The 22,934-nt window shown below is 33.6% G+C and carries 12 protein-coding genes; 7 read left to right on the top strand and 5 right to left on the bottom strand.

The window, feature by feature from the left end:
- Nucleotides 1-115 precede the first annotated feature (115 nt).
- The 4 genes from hemL to hemA all read right to left on the bottom strand — a co-directional run bounded on the left by hemL (nucleotide 116) and on the right by hemA (nucleotide 5,405).
- A complete protein-coding gene (gene hemL / locus ATE90_RS03385) occupies nucleotides 116-1,405 on the bottom strand; it encodes a glutamate-1-semialdehyde 2,1-aminomutase (RefSeq protein WP_036787752.1) in 1,290 nt (429 codons plus the stop codon).
- Nucleotides 1,406-1,493: 88 nt separating this feature from the next.
- On the bottom strand, nucleotides 1,494-2,459 hold the full coding sequence (gene hemB / locus ATE90_RS03380) for a porphobilinogen synthase (protein WP_036787749.1): 966 nt from the start codon (nucleotides 2,457-2,459) through the stop codon (nucleotides 1,494-1,496).
- A gap of 101 nt (nucleotides 2,460-2,560) precedes the next feature.
- Nucleotides 2,561-4,159, bottom strand: a complete 1,599-nt coding sequence (gene hemC, locus ATE90_RS03375; RefSeq protein WP_036787746.1) for a hydroxymethylbilane synthase — start codon at nucleotides 4,157-4,159, stop codon at nucleotides 2,561-2,563.
- Between the two features lie 10 nt (nucleotides 4,160-4,169).
- A complete protein-coding gene (gene hemA / locus ATE90_RS03370) occupies nucleotides 4,170-5,405 on the bottom strand; it encodes a glutamyl-tRNA reductase (RefSeq protein WP_036787743.1) in 1,236 nt (411 codons plus the stop codon).
- Nucleotides 5,406-5,609: 204 nt separating this feature from the next.
- Here hemA and ATE90_RS03365 point away from each other — a divergent pair, with 204 nt between their 5' ends.
- The 4 genes from ATE90_RS03365 to ATE90_RS03350 all read left to right on the top strand — a co-directional run bounded on the left by ATE90_RS03365 (nucleotide 5,610) and on the right by ATE90_RS03350 (nucleotide 8,793).
- The gene (locus tag ATE90_RS03365) at nucleotides 5,610-6,494 is read left to right on the top strand and encodes an AraC family transcriptional regulator (protein WP_101450808.1); all 885 of its coding nucleotides are present in this window, start codon (nucleotides 5,610-5,612) and stop codon (nucleotides 6,492-6,494) included.
- Nucleotides 6,495-6,556: 62 nt separating this feature from the next.
- Nucleotides 6,557-7,069 carry a TrmH family RNA methyltransferase gene (locus tag ATE90_RS03360; RefSeq protein ID WP_036787736.1) on the top strand — a complete coding sequence of 171 codons (513 nt, stop codon included), beginning with the start codon at nucleotides 6,557-6,559 and terminating at the stop codon, nucleotides 7,067-7,069.
- A 59-nt stretch (nucleotides 7,070-7,128) separates the two neighbouring features.
- Nucleotides 7,129-8,148 carry a ferrochelatase gene (gene hemH / locus ATE90_RS03355; protein ID WP_101450805.1) on the top strand — a complete coding sequence of 340 codons (1,020 nt, stop codon included), beginning with the start codon at nucleotides 7,129-7,131 and terminating at the stop codon, nucleotides 8,146-8,148.
- A gap of 69 nt (nucleotides 8,149-8,217) precedes the next feature.
- Complete coding sequence (locus tag ATE90_RS03350) at nucleotides 8,218-8,793, top strand: CopD family protein (RefSeq protein ID WP_036787730.1); 576 nt, start codon at nucleotides 8,218-8,220, stop codon at nucleotides 8,791-8,793.
- Nucleotide 8,794: 1 nt separating this feature from the next.
- Here the strand turns inward: ATE90_RS03350 and recR are convergent, their stop codons facing one another.
- Nucleotides 8,795-9,412, bottom strand: a complete 618-nt coding sequence (gene recR / locus ATE90_RS03345; RefSeq protein ID WP_036787726.1) for a recombination mediator RecR — start codon at nucleotides 9,410-9,412, stop codon at nucleotides 8,795-8,797.
- Between the two features lie 96 nt (nucleotides 9,413-9,508).
- Here recR and ATE90_RS03340 point away from each other — a divergent pair, with 96 nt between their 5' ends.
- The 3 genes from ATE90_RS03340 to ATE90_RS03330 all read left to right on the top strand — a co-directional run bounded on the left by ATE90_RS03340 (nucleotide 9,509) and on the right by ATE90_RS03330 (nucleotide 22,853).
- Nucleotides 9,509-10,939 (top strand): sodium:solute symporter, encoded by a 1,431-nt coding sequence (locus ATE90_RS03340; RefSeq protein WP_036787723.1) that lies wholly within the window; start codon nucleotides 9,509-9,511, stop codon nucleotides 10,937-10,939.
- Nucleotides 10,940-11,061: 122 nt separating this feature from the next.
- Nucleotides 11,062-11,409 carry a leucine-rich repeat domain-containing protein gene (locus tag ATE90_RS03335; RefSeq protein WP_036787720.1) on the top strand — a complete coding sequence of 116 codons (348 nt, stop codon included), beginning with the start codon at nucleotides 11,062-11,064 and terminating at the stop codon, nucleotides 11,407-11,409.
- 467 nt (nucleotides 11,410-11,876) lie between these two features.
- Nucleotides 11,877-22,853, top strand: coding sequence for a DUF7507 domain-containing protein (locus tag ATE90_RS03330; protein ID WP_101450803.1), 10,977 nt, complete (start codon nucleotides 11,877-11,879; stop codon nucleotides 22,851-22,853).
- The last annotated feature ends 81 nt before the right edge of the window (nucleotides 22,854-22,934 follow it).

The following is a 22,934-nucleotide window of genomic DNA, read 5'->3' as shown; positions in this document are numbered from 1 at the left end:
TTAGCTCTTGATTATTACATTACATATTTATAAAACTTCATTCCAAATTAATTGAAGTGAGCCTAATATTAATTCTTAAATTACTTTCTCACACTAACTCAGGATAATGATTTATTTACATTTTAGACACCGCTAACATTGCTTTATCGGTTGCTTCTGCTATTTTTTTAATATCCTTATTTGTTATAGCTGATGACAAAAACCAGGCTTCAAATTGACTTGGCGGTAAAAAGACACCGTTTTCTATCATTTCCCAAAAGAAGATCGCAAACTTATTGGTATCGGACGACTGTGCTTCATCAAAATTAGTTACTTTTCCTTTTGTAAAGAAAGGGTTCATCATAGAACCAAAACGATTTACAACTAAATCCACCTTATATTTTTTAGCAGTTTCTAATAAGATTACTTCTAAGATTGCAGCGGTCTCATTAAACTGCTTATATGGATTTTGTTGCTTCAATTCTGTTAATGTAGAAATTCCTCCAGCCATTGCAATCAGATTTCCACTTAACGTTCCTGCTTGATACATGCCACCCAAAGGCGCAACCTCCCGCATAATTTCATTTCTTGCTCCATAGGCTCCCACTGGGAAACCTCCACCAATTACTTTGCCTAAACATGTAATATCTGCTTCAACTCCTAATAATTCTTGAGCTCCACCGAATTTAGAACGGAAACCTGTCATTACTTCATCAGCAATTAATAAAGCTCCTTTAGTTTCTAAATATTCTTTTAAATCTTTTAAGAAGTTATTCTGCGGAATTACAACACCCATATTACCACAAATTGGTTCAATAATTACAGCCGCAATATCAGTATGTTCTTCAAAGTGTTTTTTTACACTTTCTAAGTCGTTATACTTTGCGATTAAAGTATTTTTAACTGCTCCTTCAGGAACTCCTTTAGAACCTGGTAAACTTAAAGTTGCCAAGCCAGAGCCGGCTGCCACCAACAATGAATCTTGATGTCCATGGTAACAACCCGAAAATTTTATAATTTTATCTTTTCCTGTAAATGCTCTTGCCAAACGAACACCACTGATAACAGCCTCCGTTCCAGAGTTTACAAAACGAACTTTATCCATTCCTGGAAAAGCATCGCAAACTATTTTCGCTAAAATGATTTCATTTTCTGTGGATGCCCCAAACGAATACCCATTTTTCAATGCTTTTTCAACTCCTTTTTGCACTTTTTTGTGACGATGACCTAAAATCATTGGTCCATAAGAAAGTACTAAATCTATATATTCATTTCCATCAACATCTGTAATTTTACTTCCTTTGGCCTTTTTAATAAACAACGGATTTCCACCCACCGATGAAAATGCTCTAACGGGAGAATTTACAGCACCTACAAGGTGCACCAATCCTTGCTCGTATAATTTTTGAGATTTTTTAAATTTCATTTTTTTAACTTTTCTATCATTCCGAATCTAGTGAAGTTATCTACTTAATAATCATTAGATTACTCCGTTATCTTTCCTTGTAATGACGTTATTTTTTCAATAATACTTTTGCAGCCTCTTTAGCAAAATAGGTAATAATAATATCTGCTCCCGCCCTTTTCATAGACAGTAAACTTTCCATCATTACTTTTTCTCCATCAATCCAACCTTTCTCTGCAGCTGCCTTTACCATTGCATATTCTCCGCTTACATTGTAACATGCTATTGGTCTGTCGAAATTATTTTTTAAATCTCTAATAATATCTAAATAAGACAATGCTGGTTTTACCATTAAAATATCTGCGCCTTCTTGATCATCAAAAGTAGCTTCACGCATTCCTTCATCTCTGTTTGAAGGATCCATTTGATATGTTCTTCTATCACCAAAGGTCGGTGCCGAATCTGCAGCATCTCTAAAAGGACCATAAAAAGCAGATGCATATTTTACAGAATATGCCATAATTGGCAAGTTTGAAAAACCTGTATTATCTAAAGATTCGCGAACCATAGCAATAGTTCCATCCATCATTCCAGAGGGTGCAACCATATCTACCCCTGCTTTTGCATGCGAAATAACTTGCCTTGCAATATTTACTAAAGTAGCATCATTATCAACATCATTATCATGTATAATTCCGCAATGACCATGAGATGTATATTCGCAAAAACAAACATCTGTAATTACATATAAGTTGGGATAGTTCTTTTTGATAAAACGAATTGCTTGTTGCATAATTCCGTTATCATTCCATGTCTCTGTGCCTTCTTCATCTTTGTTTGATGGAATTCCGAATAACAAAACTGCAGGAATGTTTAAAGAAACCACTTCATCTAATTCTTTAGAAATACGATCTAAAGAAAAACGTTTAATTCCTGGCATAGAAACAATTTCTGTTTCTATATTTTCTCCTTCTTCTATAAAAAGTGGGTATACAAAATCATCAATAGAAAGTCTAGTTTCTTTTACTAACCTTCTAATTCCTTCTGACTTTCTTAGTCTTCTTGTTCTATGCATAAGCTCAAAAGTTTTCACTAAACTGTCATTCCCGCGCAAGCAGTAACCACAGAATTTCGATTTAATTTGTTCTAACTAAAAACAGATTTTCATTCATTATATTAAGAAAAATTAGGGTTTGAATAATACATATTCACCAACTCTAGAACACTATCTACATCTGGTAGATTTGCAACTTCTACTTTATCAAAATGTTTCCTAGCTTCAACTGCTGTAGTTTCTCCAATACAAAAAGCAACCTTTTCCGTTGAATTTTCTTCCAAATAACTCTCAATTCCCGATGGACTATAAAATAAAACACCAGAAACATCATCATCAATTTTTACTGAACTCAACATGGTTTTGTAGGCTTCAACTTCGTTTACGTGGACATCACTTGCTTTTAAATAGGCAGGAAGAACGTCTAATCTTAGATTACTACAGAAATAAGAAACTTCTTTAATATCTGTTTCTTTTGCTACATATTCTGCTAATTTTAAAGCATTTTTAGCTACGTACGTAACTTTACCAATTCTGTTTTCAATCAGCTTTTTGGTTCTTCTGCCAACACAAAAAATATTCTTAAATTTTATTTCATCTTTTGTAAAAGAATTTAGAATTGCCTCCACTCCATTCTGACTTGTAATTAGCACATTTTCATGCTGATTTTTCATCACTTTAGCAGGAATTCGATTAAAACGAATTTTAATAAAATCACTATCTTTTACACCTATTGAGTGCGATAATGTTTCTTTTTGAAGTTCAGAAAGCTTTTTAGTGGAGTAAATATTACAAATATTATCTGCAACATCATCTTCTAACATTAGCTCTTTTCCTCCTCTATTAATTACATAATCTGCGCAATCTTTAGCCAGATACTCATGACTGCCAACTTTTGCTATTTTATTAACTGTAATTTTTTTAGAGCCATCTTTGTTTAATAAAACTCCTTTAAAATTTATTTCTTCTGTTTTTCCATCTATATAAGCCAAAGCTCCTATTGGCGCTGTACATCCACCCTCTAATAAATGTAAAAACTCGCGTTCAATAGTGGTACAAATTTCTGTTTCTCTATGATTTAATTGTTCACATGCATCTAAAACATAATCATCCTCTTGCAAACATGTTACCATAATAGCGCCTTGTCCTGGTGCAGGAATCATCCAAGAAAGCTTAATAGCTTCTGATGGTATTTTTCCCAATCGGTATAATCCAGCTGTGGCAAAAACAGCCCCATTCCAAGTTTCACTTTGTTCTAGTTTTTCTAAACGTGTATTTACATTTCCTCTTAAACCAACAACAGTGTGTGTTGGATACCGATTTAACCACATCGCTTTTCTTCGCAGGCTTCCGGTAGCAATAATAGCGTTTGGTTGTCCAAAAAACTCTTCTGTCCCTTTAAACACTAAAACATCAGAATAATCATCACGCCTTAGCACGGCGGCTTGTGTAATTCCCTCAGGCAAAACAGTAGGAACATCTTTTAAAGAATGAACTGCAATGTCAATTTCTTTATTCAACATTGCAATGTCTAAACTCTTTGTAAAAACACCTGTTACACCAAGTTCATATAGCGGTTTATCTAAAACAATATCTCCCAAAGACTTAATAGGAACCAAAACTGATTCGTAACCCAATTCCTTTAATTCTGCACGTACTTTATTAGCTTGCCAAAGCGCTAATTCGCTATCGCGAGTTCCTATTCTTATTATTTTCTGCATTGAGTTTTGATTAAGACTGAAAAACCTTATTAATTACTTGAAGGCTTTGCGAAACAGATGTTTCTTCATCTTTTAAATGTTTCACAAACTGTGTGGTTATCTTTTGAATAAAACGTGAAGTTAAGATTTCTGCTTGACTTTCATCAAAATCAGCAATTTTTTTCTTCTGAAAACTAATTTCGTCGTTTTTAATATTTTCTAATGATTTTTTTAAGGCTGCAATCGCAGGTGTAAATCTTCTGTGATTTAACCATTCTTTAAATTCTGCTTTATGTGTTTCTATAATCGCTTCTGCAAACGGAACTTCTTTTAGACGAACAGCTAGTGTTTCATCTGTAATTTTAGAAAGTTCATCAATATTTACGATTGAAACACCCTTAAAATCGGTAACATCTTTTGCCACATTCTCAGGCATTGACAAATCTAAAATCAATAAGTTTTTATGATGCCCAATATGCTCTTTCGTAATTGTTGGTTTATCTGCACCTGTAGAAACGATTAAAACATCTGTTTTTTTAATCTCTTCTGATAAATTTTCAATCACAGATTTTCTAATAGAAGCATGTTCTTTTACAAATGCTGTTGTTTTTTCTTCAGTTCTATTAATTAAACATACTGTTTTATTCTGAGTATATTCTGCTAAATTTTTACAAGTATGCTTCCCCATTTTACCCAATCCAAAAACTAAAATATTCTTAGAATTATAATCCGGCAAATTTTTGATGATATATTGAACAGCTGCATAAGAAACAGAGGTTGTTCCTGAGCTTAATTTTGTTTCATTCTTCACTCTTTTACTTGCTTGAAGTACAGAATTCATCAATCTTTCTGAATATGCATTTACCGTCTTCAAAGATTTTGCCAATCTAAAAGCCTGTCTTAATTGACCAACAATTTCGTAATCTCCTAAGATTTGACTTTCAAGGCCTGTACCAATTCTAAACAACTGATGAATTGCTTCTTGATCTTTATAAACATTCGAGAATTTTGCAAATTCCTCAATGGTACCCTCTGTAAAAGTACATAGCAATTCTATTAATTGACAAGGACGCTCTGCAAAACCAGTAATCTCTGTTCTATTACAGGTAGAAATAATAAAAACTCCTTTAAAACCTTTCTCTTTTGAAAGTTTTAACAACGCAATTTGATTTTCTTTTGTTAAAGAAAATTTTCCACGCGTGTTCGCATCCGCTTTTTTGTAACTAACTCCAATATTATAAAAGTACTCTTGCCTGTCCTCTTGCATCTATTCGTAAAAGTTGCTCAAAAGTAAAAACTTCAATTAAAAAAAAATGTCGCTCAAAGTACTTTTTATAACGTTAAATGTTTTTTAAAGAATTTTTAACTAAAAAAATGACGAAAAGCACTACTTTTGCTAGTAATAAAGGTTTTTTATTATCATTATATAGAATGATTATAAATAAAAAGAATTCCAATTAAAAGATTGTTTATGTTTAAAAATGTCGGAGAAAGTACTTTTGAAGAAATTATCTTAGATAAAGGTTTTTATTTACTTCATTTTCAAAACGAAAGTAAAACTATTCAAAACTTTGAAAGAGAGATTAATAGCACTTTTATTCAAATACATTTTTGCTTAAGAGGAAAATCTAAATTTTTATTTAACCATGGTTCTTATTCTTTTGATGTTTTAGACGACAGATCAATTCTTTTATACAACCCGCAAAGAATTTTACCCATTAACTTAGAAATTCAACCAAAAACAACATTGGTTTCTTTATTAATTTCTATAGAAAAATTTCATTCTTTATTTTCGAAAGAATCTGGTTACATTCCTTTTTTAAGTGATGAAAATAGTAATAAAAAATACTATGATGATTCTGAAATAAAGCCAACAGTTTCAATTGTTTTACAACAAATTATCAACTCTAGTGTTAACAGTTCTATTAAAGATTTATATGTAAAAGGAAAAGTATACGAATTGTTAAGTCTCCATTTTCAACAAGAAGAAAATAAGGAAGGCGAATATTGTCCTTTTTTAGTAGATGAACAAAATGTTTTAAAAATTAGAAAAGCGAAAGAAATTATTATTTCTAGAATGGCAGAGCCTCCAAGCTTACAAGAATTAGCGAATGAAATTGGGTTAAACATTAAGAAACTAAAGGAAGGCTTTAAACAAATTTACGGAGATACCGTATTTAGTTTTTTGTTTGATTACAAAATGGAACACGCAAGAAGATTATTAGAGAGTAATCAATTTAATGTAAACGAAGTGGGTGTAAAAATTGGCTACAGTACTTCTAGTCATTTTATTGCCGCCTTTAAAAAGAAATTTGGAACAACTCCCAAGAAATACGTAATGAGCTTTAATCAATAATGCGTTGACAAAAACAGAAACCCTACACGATTAAAACTTTGAACTTTTGAAACTAAAATAATTTGGAACAACTAACACATGACAACATAGAAAACAATCAGAAACAGTTTCCAATAACCATTGTTTGTGATGCTATTAGAACTCCAGAAAATATTGGAATGTGTTTCAGAATCTGTGAAAGCTTTGGGGTACAGAAAATTTATTTTCACAAGAGTTCTCCAACAATTGAAAATAGGATTGTAAAGAAAACTGCAAGAAATACAATCAATCAAATTAAGCATGATACCTACACAGATTTTAACGAAATTATATACCAATTAAAGGAAGAAGGCAATGCAATTGTTGGTATAGAAATTACTGATAAAAGTATCAATATTCAAGATTTTAATTTTACGAATCATAAAAAAATCGTATTACTTTTGGGTAGTGAAAGAAATGGAATTGAAAACATAAAATTAATAGACAATACAATCGCGATACCAATGTTTGGAAGAAATTCTTCTATGAATGTAATACATAGTTTAGCCATTACTTTATACGAAGTTACGAATCAGATTGCAGGAAGCAAAATATAAATATTATAGTTTCAAGTTAAAAAAACATTGAAACGATTAAACTTTGAAACTCATTTTAAATGAAAGGAATTTTACTAAACAATTTAGGATCACCAGATTCTACAGAAACAAAAGATGTAAAAAAGTATTTGGGTGAATTTTTAATGGACGAGCGTGTTATCGATATTCCATATTGGAAGCGCTGGATACTAATTAAAGGGATTATCTTGAAGATTAGACCAAAAAAATCGGGTGCTGCTTACAAAAAAATTTGGTGGAAAGAAGGCTCGCCTTTAGTGGTGATCTCTGAAAGATTTACAACAAAATTGATTAAAAAAATAGACATTCCAATCACTTTAGCTATGCGTTATGGCTCTATATCTATGGAAAAAGGGATTCAAGAATTAATTGACAAAGGTGTTACAGAAATCTTTTTAGCACCCTTATATCCTCATTACGCAATGTCTTCTTTTGAAACGGTGGTTGTGAAAGCAGAAGAGATTCTAGCAGAGAAATATCCCGAAGTTAAACTAGATGTCTTACCCCCTTTTTACAACAAACCAGATTATATAAAAGCGATGAGTAATAATATTGCAAATCATTTAAAAGGCTTTGATTACGATCATGTTTTGTTTTCTTATCACGGAATTCCGGAACGTCATATTAAAAAATCTGACCCTACAAAAAGTCACTGTAAATTAGATGGTTCTTGCTGTGAGCGCAATTCTGTTGCACATTACACATGTTACAGACATCAATGTTTTGAAACCACAAAAGGTATTGTAAAAGAGCTTGGGCTAAAAGAAGGTACGTATAGTAATTCTTTTCAATCTCGTTTATTAAAAGACCCTTGGTTAAAACCCTATACCGATTTCGAATTAGAGAAATTTCCAGGATTAGGAAAGAAAAAATTAGCAGTGATTACACCTGCTTTTGTTTCTGATTGTTTAGAGACTTTAGAGGAGATTGCAATGGAAGGAAAAGAAGACTTTATAGAAGCTGGCGGAACTGATTACAAACACATACCTTGTATGAATGATAATGATGATTGGGTAGCTGTAATGGCTTCTTGGATAAATGATTGGAAGCAAAAAAGTTAACTATAAATTAAAAGACTTTTACGGGTTCTATATAAAATCCGTGGAAAGTTTAAAACCTAAAACAAAACTATGGACTTCTTATACGTAAAAGCATTACACATCATTTTTGTAGTTACTTGGTTTGCTGGTTTATTTTATATTCCAAGATTATTTATTTATCATGTAGAAGCAGAAAAAAAAGAAGATCCCGCAAAAGGGATTTTACAAACTCAATATAAATTAATGAGTAAACGCTTATGGTACATAATTACTTGGCCATCTGCAATCTTAGCAAGTTTCTTTGCTTTTTGGTTACTTTATCAAAATCCATATTACTTAGAAATGCCATGGATGCATGTAAAATTGGTATTTGTTTTGGCGCTCTATTTTTATCATTATTCTTGTCAAAAAATTTATGCTCAATTACAAAAAGACATTATAAAATACTCTGCATTTAAACTAAGGATTTGGAATGAAGTTGCGACTATAATTCTTTTCGCAGTTGTATTTTTAGTAACTTTAAAAAGTGCTATTAATTGGATTTGGGGTGTTGTAGGAATTATTCTTTTTGGAGTGCTACTAATGTTAGGAATAAGACTCTACAAAAGAATAAGAGAAAAGAAAAGTTGGGAAAAAGCAGAAAAAAAAGTTTTAAAAGAAAAATAAACTAACCTCTAATACTCTGCTCAAAAGGAATTCTATTTATAATACTTCTTCCTAAAGTAACTTCATCCGCATATTCTAACTCATCTCCCACAGCAATTCCGCGAGCAATTGTGGAGGTTTTAATCTGGAATTTTTCTATCTGCTTGTAAATATAAAAGTTGGTTGTATCTCCTTCCATGGTAGAACTTAAAGCGAATATAAGTTCTTTAACTTCACCTTCTTCAACCTTGGTCACCAAAGATTCTATTTGCAAATTTTGAGGACCAATTCCTTCAATCGGAGAAATTTTACCCCCTAAAACATGGTACAATCCATTAAACTGAGAGGTACTCTCTATGGCCATTACATCTCTTATATCTTCTACAACACATATAATATCTGGACTTCTTTTCGGATTGTTACAAATATCGCATAAAATAGTATCAGAAATATTAAAGCATTTTTCGCAATTTTTTACATCATTTCTTAAATGCAACAGCGCTTCAGACAAATAGCTTGTATTCTCTTTCGGCTGCTTCAACAAGTGTAAAACCAAACGCAAAGCCGTTCGTTTTCCAATTCCTGGTAAACGAGAAACTTCATTTACTGCATTTTCTAATATTTTTGATGAAAACTCCATAGATTGCAAAATTACGAATTATGAAGTATGAAACCCTAAAAGAAGCCTAGAAAAACATATATTCGTAATTCATAATCGATCATTTGTAATCAACTCATGCAACCAGTACATATTATCCTATTAATCGTCGCATATTTTTCTGTTTTACTTTTTATTTCTTACCTCACAGGAAAATCTGCAAACAACAAAACTTTTTTTAAAGCAAATAACTCTTCTCCTTGGTATTTAGTGGCTTTTGGTATGATTGGAGCTTCACTTTCTGGAGTTACTTTTATCTCTGTTCCAGGCTGGGTAGAATCTCAAAGCATGAGTTATATGCAAATGGTTTTGGGATACATTGTGGGGTATGCCGTTATTGGCTTAGTGCTACTTCCACTCTATTACAGATTAAATTTAACATCTATTTACACTTATTTACAAGACCGATTTGGAAATTACTCTTACAAAACTGGAGCAAGTTTTTTCTTACTTTCTAGAACCATTGGTGCTGCTTTTAGACTTTTTTTAGTGGCAAATGTGTTGCAATTATTGTTGTTTGATGCCTACGGAATTCCTTTTTGGGTAACCGTTTCTATCACTATTTTATTAATTTGGTTATACACATTTAAAGGCGGAATTAAAACCATTGTTTGGACAGATACTTTGCAAACATTATTTATGTTAATTGCAGTTGGCGTTTGTATTTACACAATTTCTACGGAAATGCAAATCACCAATATTTTTTCTTATGTTGCTGAAAGCGAACTTTCTAAAACCTTCTTTTTTGATGATGTAAAAACTGGCGATTATTTCTGGAAACGCTTTTTAGCTGGAGCCTTCGTTGCAATAGTAATGACAGGTTTAGATCAAGATATGATGCAAAAAAACTTGACATGTAAAAACCTAAAAGATGCGCAAAAAAACATGTTTTGGTTTACCATTGTTTTGGTAATTGTTAATTTTTTCTTTTTGGCTTTAGGAGTTTTATTAACAGATTATGCTCAGAAAAACGGAATTGACGCTCACAAAGATCAATTATTTCCAATAATTGCCACAAAAGGAAGCTTAGGTTTAACTACTGCAATTTTCTTTTTATTAGGTTTAATCGCGGCGGCATACTCGAGTGCAGATTCTGCTTTAACTTCTTTAACAACCTCTTTTAGTATTGATATTCTAGAAATTGACAAAAAGAAAAATCCGGAAGAGCAAGAAAAAACAAGAAAGAAGATTCATATCCTTTTTTCATTTGTACTCATCGCAACTATTTTGGTTTTTAAATATTTTATTGCAGATCAAAGTGTAATCGCTAAAATATTTACGTTTGCTGGTTATACATATGGTCCTCTATTAGGTCTTTATGCATTCGGTTTATTTACCAAACTGCAAGTAAAAGACAAAGCAGTTCCTTTTATTTGTATTATCGCTCCAGTGTTAACTTTTTTAACCAATTATAGTACAATCCAATATTTCAATTTTGACTTTGAATTTTTTGTATTGGTCATTAATGGTGTATACTCCTTTCTTGGCTTATTTCTCTTTAAAAAATAAAATAATAAACACCAGAACATTATTATTTCAGGTAATATCATTAAAAAGAGATTTTTTGAATAAATACAAGAGATTTTCATAAAAATAGTAGAATCGAGAAAATTCCGAATACTATATGCTCCTTGAATAAATTAAATTCCTTAAACTTTTTAAATATAACAGGAGCATTTCATTTTCCTATTTGTTTTGCAAACCTAAATCAACTTCTATCCGTAAATCTTATAAACTGCAACCTAAAAGAAATTCCAAAAGCAATTATAGGTTTAAAAAATCTTAGAGACTTAAATATTCAAGGAAATAATATTGTAAATATTCTCGAAGAAATTGGAGAAATTAAATCTTTAGAAATACTTAGGATCGATTTCAATTCTAATTTAATACCGCCGCCAACCATTTTTAATAAAAAAAATCTTAGAGTAGATTTGATTACCTGTACTAAAATAGATGTAGAGAAAGCGAAAAGCTATTAATTAAATTTGGCAAAAGCAGAAAGCAATATAGAAATGATGGTGAAATCTATTTCTGGGTTGTTGACGAACAACTAAATAAAGATAACTAGTAAGACAAATAATGTATTAAACGTATTGCAGGACATATTAATGTCAGACATCATGTTTCAGAAACTTTTCTGCTTCTTAGATGCATTAAATCAGGGAATTAGTAAAAAAAAATCAGTTTTAAAAATAAAGACTGTTTTTGCACTTAAGCGACAAAAATAGTCATTTCAACGAATAAATATTACCAACAAGCTATATTTTTTGCTTAAAATCATTGATTTATGTAGTTTTATCAAAATTTGTATAAACGTAAATTAAGAAAAAAACAATAGAAATAGACCAAAAAGCAACACTTGTAAATCACAAATTCCTTTTGCACAGTGATTTATGTTTGTTTTTTTTTCTATGTTTGCAAACAGTTAAAAATAAAAACAATCTATATGAAGAAGAGATTATTTATATTTTCAGTAGCGCTATTATCAATTATTCAGTTTAATTATGGTTATAACGTAATTAATACTAATGAAATTGCAAACGCTATCTCAAAAAAAGATGCTAAGAATTCTTTCTCAGAAAATTTTTACAGTAGTTATGAAGCTAACTGGGAAAATCTTGAAAATTTTAATACTGAATTCAATCAGAGTGCTTTCGCAAGTAAGCAGTTTACAGCAATAAGTGCATCTGCGCTTAAGGCTACCAATTACACAAATGCTTCCGCTAGCTTTTCACAGCTAGAAAGCATACCCGTGGGATCTTATGTTATTGCAATGGATGATGCTCTGCAACCAGATGGCAATAGTTTCAACCTAAAAGCGTATGGGTTAATCGTAAGACTATTACATGCAGACATACCATTAAAATGGGCAATTAATAGCGCTAAAGTTAAAGACGGCTTAGACTTTTCTGTTGCAGCATCTAGAATTAAACCTACAACACAAACTAGTCAATCAAGAGCCTTCAGGGGTGGTCCAATTATTATTGCTCCCGGATATGAAAGTCAGGCTCTTACCGTTATAAATGCATTTAATAATGGTGTTTACGTATACGAAACAACTGCGGCTGTTGATGATGTCGAAATATATAGCGATCTTACTCACAAACCAAAAGCTGCTGTTTTTAATGATGGTGGTAAGTCTAAAATTCATACTGACATATACAAAGGCGCAGGCTTAAGCAGTGTTACTCATTATAACGCAGTCGCTAATTCTGCCACGATTATAAATGCAGCATCTTGTTACACATTTGCAAGTGAACCGCATTCTGATCATAATGATACAGACAAAAAAAACAATGTTGAATTATTTTTAAAAAGCGGAGGAAATTTTCTTGCACAATGTCATGGAGTTGAATCTTATACTAGATTAGGTTTATTAGCAAATTTTGTTGACAAAAATGATGAGGGTGCTGAAACTTATAGCAATTTCTCAGAACCATTCGCTCAATTTATAGGATTATTGCCTGATGAAGGTGGTTCTGTTAAAGATTTTGAATTATTAAATGAGCCGTTGAGCGGAAAATCAATAATTGCTAGACCAAATAATCATCATGTTGCTTATGTTGGTAAAATAACAGGAGTTACAACCACTAATGGTGGTTATGTGCATTATTTGGGTGGTCATGAACATGACCATATAAATGGTCAAAGATTATTATTAAATGCTTTATTAACGCCGGCAGACAGACCAACTGATTGTAATTTAAATATTTGTTTAAATGTTTTAGATCAAGGTACAATGAGTACTCCAAGAGACACGTACCTATGTACCTCTTACCCTATTGTAAATTTAATTATTCCACCAATTACACCAACTGCAGCCACAGGAGGTTCTGGTGGTGCAATTGAATATCAATGGCAAAAAAGACATGGTGGTGGTAGTTCTTGGACAAATATTACCGGTGCTACAAATGCAAACTACAACCCGCCAAATTCACCATATAATGGAACAACACAACCTTATGGATATGTACTAGGAGAAACTTATTATCGAAGAGGTGCAAAAACTACTTGTGCTAGTTCTTATAAATATACTGAGTATAAATATTATTGGATAACAAGAAATGTAGAAAACCCAGGTAGTATTGGTGGTGATGAAGTTTCATGTGGACAATATGACCCTTCTAACATTTGGAATATAACCTATGCTAATGGCGGTGGTGGTAGTAGTATCCAATATCAATGGCAAGAAAGTACCGATGGTATTGCTTGGAATAACATTGTTGGTGCAAATGCCGCTACTTACAATCCAGCAAACATCTCGGTAACTATGCAATATAGAAGAGGAGCTATAAGAACATGGGAAGGTTGTTCAACTTCTTATATGTACTCAAATACTATAACCAAAACAGTTGATAACACTATTTTAAATTTAGAATGTGAATATAAAATAGATGGTGGTAGTTGGATTGCTAATGATTGTTCTGTGCTAATTACACAAGGTCAAAAACTAGAATTATCTACAAACCCAAACAATTTAGCATCCTACTCGTGGTCTGGGCCAAATAGTTTTTCAGGAACTGGAGGTAACGGCGGAGATATATTAGTTTCAGATAGTATGACTGCTGCTATGACCGGAACCTATACAGTAGTTGCTACAAATAGCAATGGTTGTTCTGCAACTACACAAATTACAGTAACTGCTCAGAATGCTCCGCCTGTGGCTGTGAATGACACTGCTTCAACGAATGAAGATACGCCTGTGGATATCAGTATTCTTACAAATGATTCAGATCCTGATGGAACTCTTAATGTGACTTCTGTAGATTTAGATCCTGCAACACTTGGTCAACAAACTTCGTTTACGGTGCCTGCTGAAGGTACTTATACTGTTAATAATCTTGGAGTGGTGACTTTTACTCCTATTCTTAACTTTAATGGAACAACTACACCTATCAACTATACTGTAAATGATAATGATGGTTTGACTTCTAACATTGCAACAATCACTGTGACTGTGAATGATGTAAACGATCCGCCTGTGGCTGTGAATGACACTGCTTCAACGAATGAAGATACGCCTGTGGATATCAGTATTCTTACAAATGATTCAGATCCTGATGGAACTCTTAATGTGACTTCTGTAGATTTAGATCCTGCAACACTTGGTCAACAAACTTCGTTTACGGTGCCTGCTGAAGGTACTTATACTGTTAATAATCTTGGAGTGGTGACTTTTACTCCTATTCTTAACTTTAATGGAACAACTACACCTATCAACTATACTGTAAATGATAATGATGGTTTGACTTCTAACATTGCAACAATCACTGTGACTGTGAATGATGTAAACGATCCGCCTGTGGCTGTGAATGACACTGCTTCAACGAATGAAGATACGCCTGTGGATATCAGTATTCTTACAAATGATTCAGATCCTGATGGAACTCTTAATGTGACTTCTGTAGATTTAGATCCTGCAACACTTGGTCAACAAACTTCGTTTACGGTGCCTGCTGAAGGTACTTATACTGTTAATAATCTTGGAGTGGTGACTTTTACTCCTATTCTTAACTTTAATGGAACAACTACACCTATCAACTATACTGTAAATGATAATGATGGTTTGACTTCTAACATTGCAACAATCACTGTGACTGTGAATGATGTAAACGATCCGCCTGTGGCTGTGAATGACACTGCTTCAACGAATGAAGATACGCCTGTGGATATCAGTATTCTTACAAATGATTCAGATCCTGATGGAACTCTTAATGTGACTTCTGTAGATTTAGATCCTGCAACACTTGGTCAACAAACTTCGTTTACGGTGCCTGCTGAAGGTACTTATACTGTTAATAATCTTGGAGTGGTGACTTTTACTCCTATTCTTAACTTTAATGGAACAACTACACCTATCAACTATACTGTAAATGATAATGATGGTTTGACTTCTAACATTGCAACAATCACTGTGACTGTGAATGATGTAAACGATCCGCCTGTGGCTGTGAATGACACTGCTTCAACGAATGAAGATACGCCTGTGGATATCAGTATTCTTACAAATGATTCAGATCCTGATGGAACTCTTAATGTGACTTCTGTAGATTTAGATCCTGCAACACTTGGTCAACAAACTTCGTTTACGGTGCCTGCTGAAGGTACTTATACTGTTAATAATCTTGGAGTGGTGACTTTTACTCCTATTCTTAACTTTAATGGAACAACTACACCTATCAACTATACTGTAAATGATAATGATGGTTTGACTTCTAACATTGCAACAATCACTGTGACTGTGAATGATGTAAACGATCCGCCTGTGGCTGTGAATGACACTGCTTCAACGAATGAAGATACGCCTGTGGATATCAGTATTCTTACAAATGATTCAGATCCTGATGGAACTCTTAATGTGACTTCTGTAGATTTAGATCCTGCAACACTTGGTCAACAAACTTCGTTTACGGTGCCTGCTGAAGGTACTTATACTGTTAATAATCTTGGAGTGGTGACTTTTACTCCTATTCTTAACTTTAATGGAACAACTACACCTATCAACTATACTGTAAATGATAATGATGGTTTGACTTCTAACATTGCAACAATCACTGTGACTGTGAATGATGTAAACGATCCGCCTGTGGCTGTGAATGACACTGCTTCAACGAATGAAGATACGCCTGTGGATATCAGTATTCTTACAAATGATTCAGATCCTGATGGAACTCTTAATGTGACTTCTGTAGATTTAGATCCTGCAACACTTGGTCAACAAACTTCGTTTACGGTGCCTGCTGAAGGTACTTATACTGTTAATAATCTTGGAGTGGTGACTTTTACTCCTATTCTTAACTTTAATGGAACAACTACACCTATCAACTATACTGTAAATGATAATGATGGTTTGACTTCTAACATTGCAACAATCACTGTGACTGTGAATGATGTAAACGATCCGCCTGTGGCTGTGAATGACACTGCTTCAACGAATGAAGATACGCCTGTGGATATCAGTATTCTTACAAATGATTCAGATCCTGATGGAACTCTTAATGTGACTTCTGTAGATTTAGATCCTGCAACACTTGGTCAACAAACTTCGTTTACGGTGCCTGCTGAAGGTACTTATACTGTTAATAATCTTGGAGTGGTGACTTTTACTCCTATTCTTAACTTTAATGGAACAACTACACCTATCAACTATACTGTAAATGATAATGATGGTTTGACTTCTAACATTGCAACAATCACTGTGACTGTGAATGATGTAAACGATCCGCCTGTGGCTGTGAATGACACTGCTTCAACGAATGAAGATACGCCTGTGGATATCAGTATTCTTACAAATGATTCAGATCCTGATGGAACTCTTAATGTGACTTCTGTAGATTTAGATCCTGCAACACTTGGTCAACAAACTTCGTTTACGGTGCCTGCTGAAGGTACTTATACTGTTAATAATCTTGGAGTGGTGACTTTTACTCCTATTCTTAACTTTAATGGAACAACTACACCTATCAACTATACTGTAAATGATAATGATGGTTTGACTTCTAACATTGCAACAATCACTGTGACTGTGAATGATGTAAACGATCCGCCTGTGGCTGTGAATGACACTGCTTCAACGAATGAAGATACGCCTGTGGATATCAGTATTCTTACAAATGATTCAGATCCTGATGGAACTCTTAATGTGACTTCTGTGGATTTAGATCCTGCAACACCTGGTCAACAAACTTCGTTTACAGTAGTTGGTGAAGGAACTTATACCGTAGATAATGCGGGTGTTGTTACTTTTGATCCTGCTGAGAACTTCAATGGAGTAACGACTCCAATTGATTATACAGTTGATGATAATGACGGATTAACTTCGAATGTAGCAACTGTAACAATTACAGTAACTGCTCAGAATGATCCGCCTGTAGCGACTGACGATACTTATATAATGGATCAAGATACATCTATAATTTTAACGCCTTTAACTGAAGGTGTTGCTGATAGTGATCCTGATAATGATACTCTTGTAATTGCATCTATTAATGGGAAACCTGTAATTTTAGGAACGCCTAAAACAATTTTAGTGCCTAATGGGTCTGTAAATTATAGTGCTACTGGCGTAGTAACTTTTACACCTACTCCTGGTTATGTTGGTACTTCATCTTTCCCATATACGATCTCTGATGGCAATGGAGGAACAGATGATGCAACTGAAAACATAACTGTATTATTGGCTCCAGCTCCTGCATTAACACTAGAGAAAACTGCGAATACTGCAACATATAATGTTGTTGGAGATATAATCACATACAGCTATAAAGTAACCAACTCAGGAAATGTAATCCTAGATGGTCCTTTTACAATTGCTGATAATAAAATTACAGTATCTAATATTACGGTGTCTTTAGCACCTGGAGCATTTGAAACAGTAACCGCAACATATGCAGTTACTCAAGCAGATTTAGATAATGGAAATATTATCAATATTGCTTCTGCAACGGATACAGTTACGGGTACTACTTCTCCTGAAGATACAGTAACAGTTACTGCAGTGCAAAATCCTGCATTAACTCTTGAGAAATCAGCTAATGTAACTTCTTACAGCACCGTTGATGAAGTAATCACTTACAGCTATAAAGTCACCAACTCAGGAAATGTAACTTTAGATGGTCCTTTTACAATTGCTGATAATAAAATTACAGTATCTGATATCACCGTGGCTTTAGCGCCTGGAGAATTTGAAACAGTAACCGCAACATATACAATTGTTCAAGCAGATTTAGATAATGGAAATATTATCAATATTGCTTCTGCAACGGATACAGTTACAGGTACAACTTCACTTACAGATACAGTAACAGTAGATGCAAACCAAAATCCTGCACTTACTTTAAAGAAAACTTCTGATGAAGCTACTTATGCTGCTGTTGGAGAAGTAATCACATACAGGTATAAAGTAACTAACTCAGGAAACGTAACTTTAGATGGTCCTTTTACAATTGCTGATAATAAAATTACAGTATCTGATATCACTGTGGCTTTAGCGCCTGGAGAATTTGAAACAGTAACCGCAACACATACAATTACTCAAGCAGATTTAGATAATGGAAATATTATCAATATTGCTTCTGCAACGGATACAGTTACAGGTACAACTTCACTTACAGATACAGTAACAGTAGATGCAAACCAAAATCCTGCTTTAACTTTTGAGAAAACAGCTAATGTAACTACTTATAACAGTGTTGGAGAAGTAATTATCTATAGTTATAAAATAATTAACTCGGGGAATGTAACGTTAGATGGTCCATTCTCAATTAGTGATGATAAAATTACAGTAGCAGATGCTATTGGGTCTATCGCACCAGGAGAAAGTTTAACAGTAACACAAACGTATAGAATTACTCAGGCAGACATAGATGCAGGTTTCATTACCAATATTGCATCAGCTTCAAATGGTACAGCAACCTCACCTACAGACACAGTAACAATTACTGCAGATGTAAATCCAGCGTTGACCCTAGATAAAACAGCAAATGTAACCACATATGATACTGTTGGAGATCAAATTATATACAGCTATAAAGTAACAAACTCAGGAGATGTTGTTATATCTGGACCAATTAGCATTACGGATGATAAAATTACCGTTTCAGCTACAATTGGAACATTATCTCCAGGTGCAAGTATAACTGTGACCCAAGCGTATATAGTTACACAAGCAGATTTAGATGCAGGTTTCATTACCAATGTTGCATCAGCTTCAAATGGTGTAACTACTTCACCAACAGATACCGTTACTGTAACAGCTGTAGAAAGTCCAGCTTTGACTTTAGAGAAAACTGCAAATGTTAGCACATATACTGCTATTGGAGACCAAATTATATATAGTTATAAAGTAATCAATTCTGGTAATGTAGCTTTAGCTGGACCATTTACAATTACAGATGATAAAATTACAGTTGCAGATGGGCAAGGGCCTTTATCTCCTGGAGCAAGCGTAACTGTTACCGAAACGTATACTATTACACAAGCAGATCTAGACGCTGGATTAATAACCAATGTGGCTTCTGTCACCGATGGAACGACTACTTCGCCAACAGATACTGTAACTGTAAATATATATATAGCTCCAGCTCCTGCATTAACTTTAGAGAAAACTGCAAACACTGCAACCTATAGTGTTGGAGATGTAATCATCTACAATTATAGAGTAATCAACTCAGGGAATGTAACATTAGATGGACCATTTGCTATTAATGATGACAAAATTAGTATAGCTCCTGCTGTAGGAATTTTAACACCTGGAGAAAGTGTAACTGTAACTCAAACTTACATAACTACGCAAGCAGATTATGATGCTGGTTCAATTACCAATATCGCTTCAACAACAGATGGAACAACTACTTCACCAGAGGTTAGTTTAACCATAAATGCTGTTGACGCTCCGGCGCTTACTTTAGAGAAAACTGCAAATGTAAATACTTACACTGCCGTTGGAGATCAAATTATATACACCTATAAAGTAATCAATTCTGGTAATGTAGCTTTAGCTGGACCATTTGTAATTACGGATGATAAGATAACAGTACAAGATGCGCCTGGGCCTTTATTTCCTGGAGAAAGTTCAACGGTTACTGAAACGTATACTGTCACTCAAGCAGATTTAGATGCAGGTTCCATTACCAACATTGCTTTTGCATCCTATGGAGCTACCACTTCACCAACAGATGCTGTAACTGTAAATGTATTTGTAGTTCCGGCTCCTGCTTTAACTCTTGAGAAAACAGCTAATGCAACCACTTACAGTACTGTTGGTGAAGTAATCATTTATAGTTATAAAATAATTAACTCAGGGAATGTAACCTTAGATGGTCCATTCTCAATTACTGACGATAAGATTGCAGTAGCAGATGCTATTGGGTCTATCGCACCAGGAGAGAGTCTTACAGTCACACAAACGTATATAATTACTCAGGCAGACATAGATGCAGGTTCAATTACCAATGTTGCTTCAACATCAAATGGTACAACAACCTCACCTACAGACACAGTAACAATTACTGCAGATGTAAATCCAGCGTTGACGCTAGATAAAACAGCAAATGTAACCACATATGATACTGTTGGAGATCAAATTATATATAGCTATAAAGTAACGAACTCGGGAGATGTTCTTATATCTGGACCAATTAGCATTACGGATGATAAGATTACTGTTTCAGCTACAATTGGAACATTATCTCCAGGTGTAAGTATAACTGTGACCCAAACTTATATCATTACACAAGCAGATTTAGATGCAGGTTCCATTACCAATGTTGCATCAGCTACAAATGGCGTAACTACTTCACCAACAGATACTGTAACTGTAACCGCAACGACACCTACAGGTTTAGGAAGTATTGGAGATACAGTCTGGTATGATACAGATGGAGATGGTATTGTAGATGCAGGAGAGCCAGGTTTAATGGGTGTAACCGTAACTTTAGATCCAGGAACTCCTGGTAATCCAACGGATGATGTACCGGCGATTACAGATGTAAATGGAAATTATTTATTTGAGAATTTACCCGTTGGCGTGTATACAGTAACTGTAGATATAAGTACTTTAACAGGAGGGCTACCAGCAGGAAAAACACTAGCAGATATCATTCCAATATCTGATGGTGATGGCGTAGGCACACCAAACACAATTACGCTTACTTTACCTTCAGGTCAAAACAATCTAGATCAAGATTTTGCTTATGGAGTTTCTTCAGGAAACACGGGAACAGGTAACAACGGTGGAGTTGAATCTGAGTCATTAGGAGATGCAATTTCTAAGATTTACGTAGGTAGAAAGAAGAATTCTATGCCAACTGAATTTGTGAAATCAAGTGAGAACTTGTACAATAAAGTGAAGTTAAAATCCATACAGCCTTATCAAGGAAAAGGACAAACTTTATTAGACATGTTCCCTACCGAATTAGTAGCTGGAAATGTAGCTAATGTAACTTCACCAACTGATATTTTAGATTATACCATTGCAGATGAAGTATTATCTGTAGATTTCTCTATAAATGGAGAAACAAAAGGAGTTGTATTAGGAATTAAAACTTCAGATAAGATTTACAATCACACCAAAGCATCTTGTGATCGTTTAAGAGGTGCTGAAATATTGAATGTGCAAAAGGTTCGATTGGAAGGTTATAATTTCTTGATGCAAGGAATTAAGCAAAGAAACGGTGTTGTAGAGTATGCGATCTCATTTGCGGTTTCTAAGAACAACAATGATGATAAGTATACAATTCAGACAAACTGGTATGTAAATAACTATATCAAGTTTAACGATGCCTATAACTTCCAAGTATGGTCTACAAAGCCAGCGGATACTCAAAAATTAGTACAAGATATTTTAGATAACTTGAAATCTTATATTCCTGTACAACAAACAGAAATTCAGAAATTCCCTGAAACCTATGCTTCTAAAATTTACAGAGAAAAAGGGGAATTAGTGGTGAATTTAAGAAGTACTGAAGTTGGTAATACTGCTGAAGTTTCTATGGTAGAGTTATATTCGGAAACTGCAAATAACATCAAACACAGATACAATTCTTTAGATACTGAAATACAGCAATCGTTAAGATTAGACATTGCTGATGGATATGAGTATGATGGTCTTGTAACAGTAGAGGATGAAGTAGAAGATGCATTTTATCATGCAGATGGTAACTGGGGCTTAGATTATGATTCGGATTATACAGAGATACTAAACTACTTTGTATGGAATGATTTTGATAGAACATATCAAGATGATGAATATTCAATAAACAGAAATGTTGAGATCAAAGCAACTAGTGAGTATGATTACTTAACGGTTTACAAATCATTATTACCTGGTACATTGTCTGCTGATTACTCTAAGTACAAGTACTTATCATTTACTGCTAAAGGATCTGGTTTAATGGAATTAGGATTGATTAAATCTTCTGTTGAAAATTGGAAACAACAATACAGAGTGATGGTCGATTTATCTGAAGAAGAGCAAACGTACTATGTGCCTTTTGATATATTTTCTTCTACAGGTACAACGAATAAAATAACTGCAGATGACTTAACTACTCTAGCATTTACTTTCTTGCCTGTTGAAGCGAATACTAAAGACTTAGATTTATTTATTTCTAACGTGAAATTCACTAAAACGGCTATTGAAGATCAGATAGTAAATAAAATTGAGAAGTTTGAAAATAACTTTATGGCATACCCAAATCCTTCTAAAGGAAGTGTAAATGTTATGATATTTAGTAAAGTGGACACCAAAGCAACTATCTCTTTATTTGATGTAACCGGAAAAGAAATCTATGTAGCTCCCGTGCAATTAATAAACGGTAAGAATGAAATAGACTTCAATGTAAAAGTGAAGCCTGGTGTTTTATTCTTAAAGGTGAATAGTAAAAAAGTTAATTATGGAGTATCTAAAATTATGTTTAGATAGTATAAAATAATATCAATTGTATTTATTCAAAAAATTAAGCTGCATTTTGTAGGGAAAAGCAGCTTATGTATTCAATTGTTT

Origin of the sequence: Polaribacter sp. Hel1_33_96 (genome assembly GCF_002846595.1) — a bacterium.
Lineage (GTDB): Bacteria > Bacteroidota > Bacteroidia > Flavobacteriales > Flavobacteriaceae > Polaribacter.
The sequence above is the reverse complement of the archived record's forward strand: the minus strand, read 5'-3'. Positions and strand labels throughout refer to the sequence as shown.

Excerpts from the sequence above, each read along its gene's own strand:
- hemC (WP_036787746.1), bottom strand. The coding sequence starts at position 4,159 with ATGCAGAAAATAATAAGAATAGGAACTCGCGATAGCGAATTAGCGCTT.
- ATE90_RS03365 (WP_101450808.1), top strand. The coding sequence starts at position 5,610 with ATGTTTAAAAATGTCGGAGAAAGTACTTTTGAAGAAATTATCTTAGAT.
- hemB (WP_036787749.1), bottom strand. The coding sequence starts at position 2,459 with ATGCATAGAACAAGAAGACTAAGAAAGTCAGAAGGAATTAGAAGGTTA.
- hemH (WP_101450805.1), top strand. The coding sequence starts at position 7,129 with ATGAAAGGAATTTTACTAAACAATTTAGGATCACCAGATTCTACAGAA.
- hemA (WP_036787743.1), bottom strand. The coding sequence starts at position 5,405 with ATGCAAGAGGACAGGCAAGAGTACTTTTATAATATTGGAGTTAGTTAC.
- recR (WP_036787726.1), bottom strand. The coding sequence starts at position 9,412 with ATGGAGTTTTCATCAAAAATATTAGAAAATGCAGTAAATGAAGTTTCT.
- ATE90_RS03340 (WP_036787723.1), top strand. The coding sequence starts at position 9,509 with ATGCAACCAGTACATATTATCCTATTAATCGTCGCATATTTTTCTGTT.
- ATE90_RS03350 (WP_036787730.1), top strand. The coding sequence starts at position 8,218 with ATGGACTTCTTATACGTAAAAGCATTACACATCATTTTTGTAGTTACT.
- ATE90_RS03330 (WP_101450803.1), top strand. The coding sequence starts at position 11,877 with ATGAAGAAGAGATTATTTATATTTTCAGTAGCGCTATTATCAATTATT.
- hemL (WP_036787752.1), bottom strand. The coding sequence starts at position 1,405 with ATGAAATTTAAAAAATCTCAAAAATTATACGAGCAAGGATTGGTGCAC.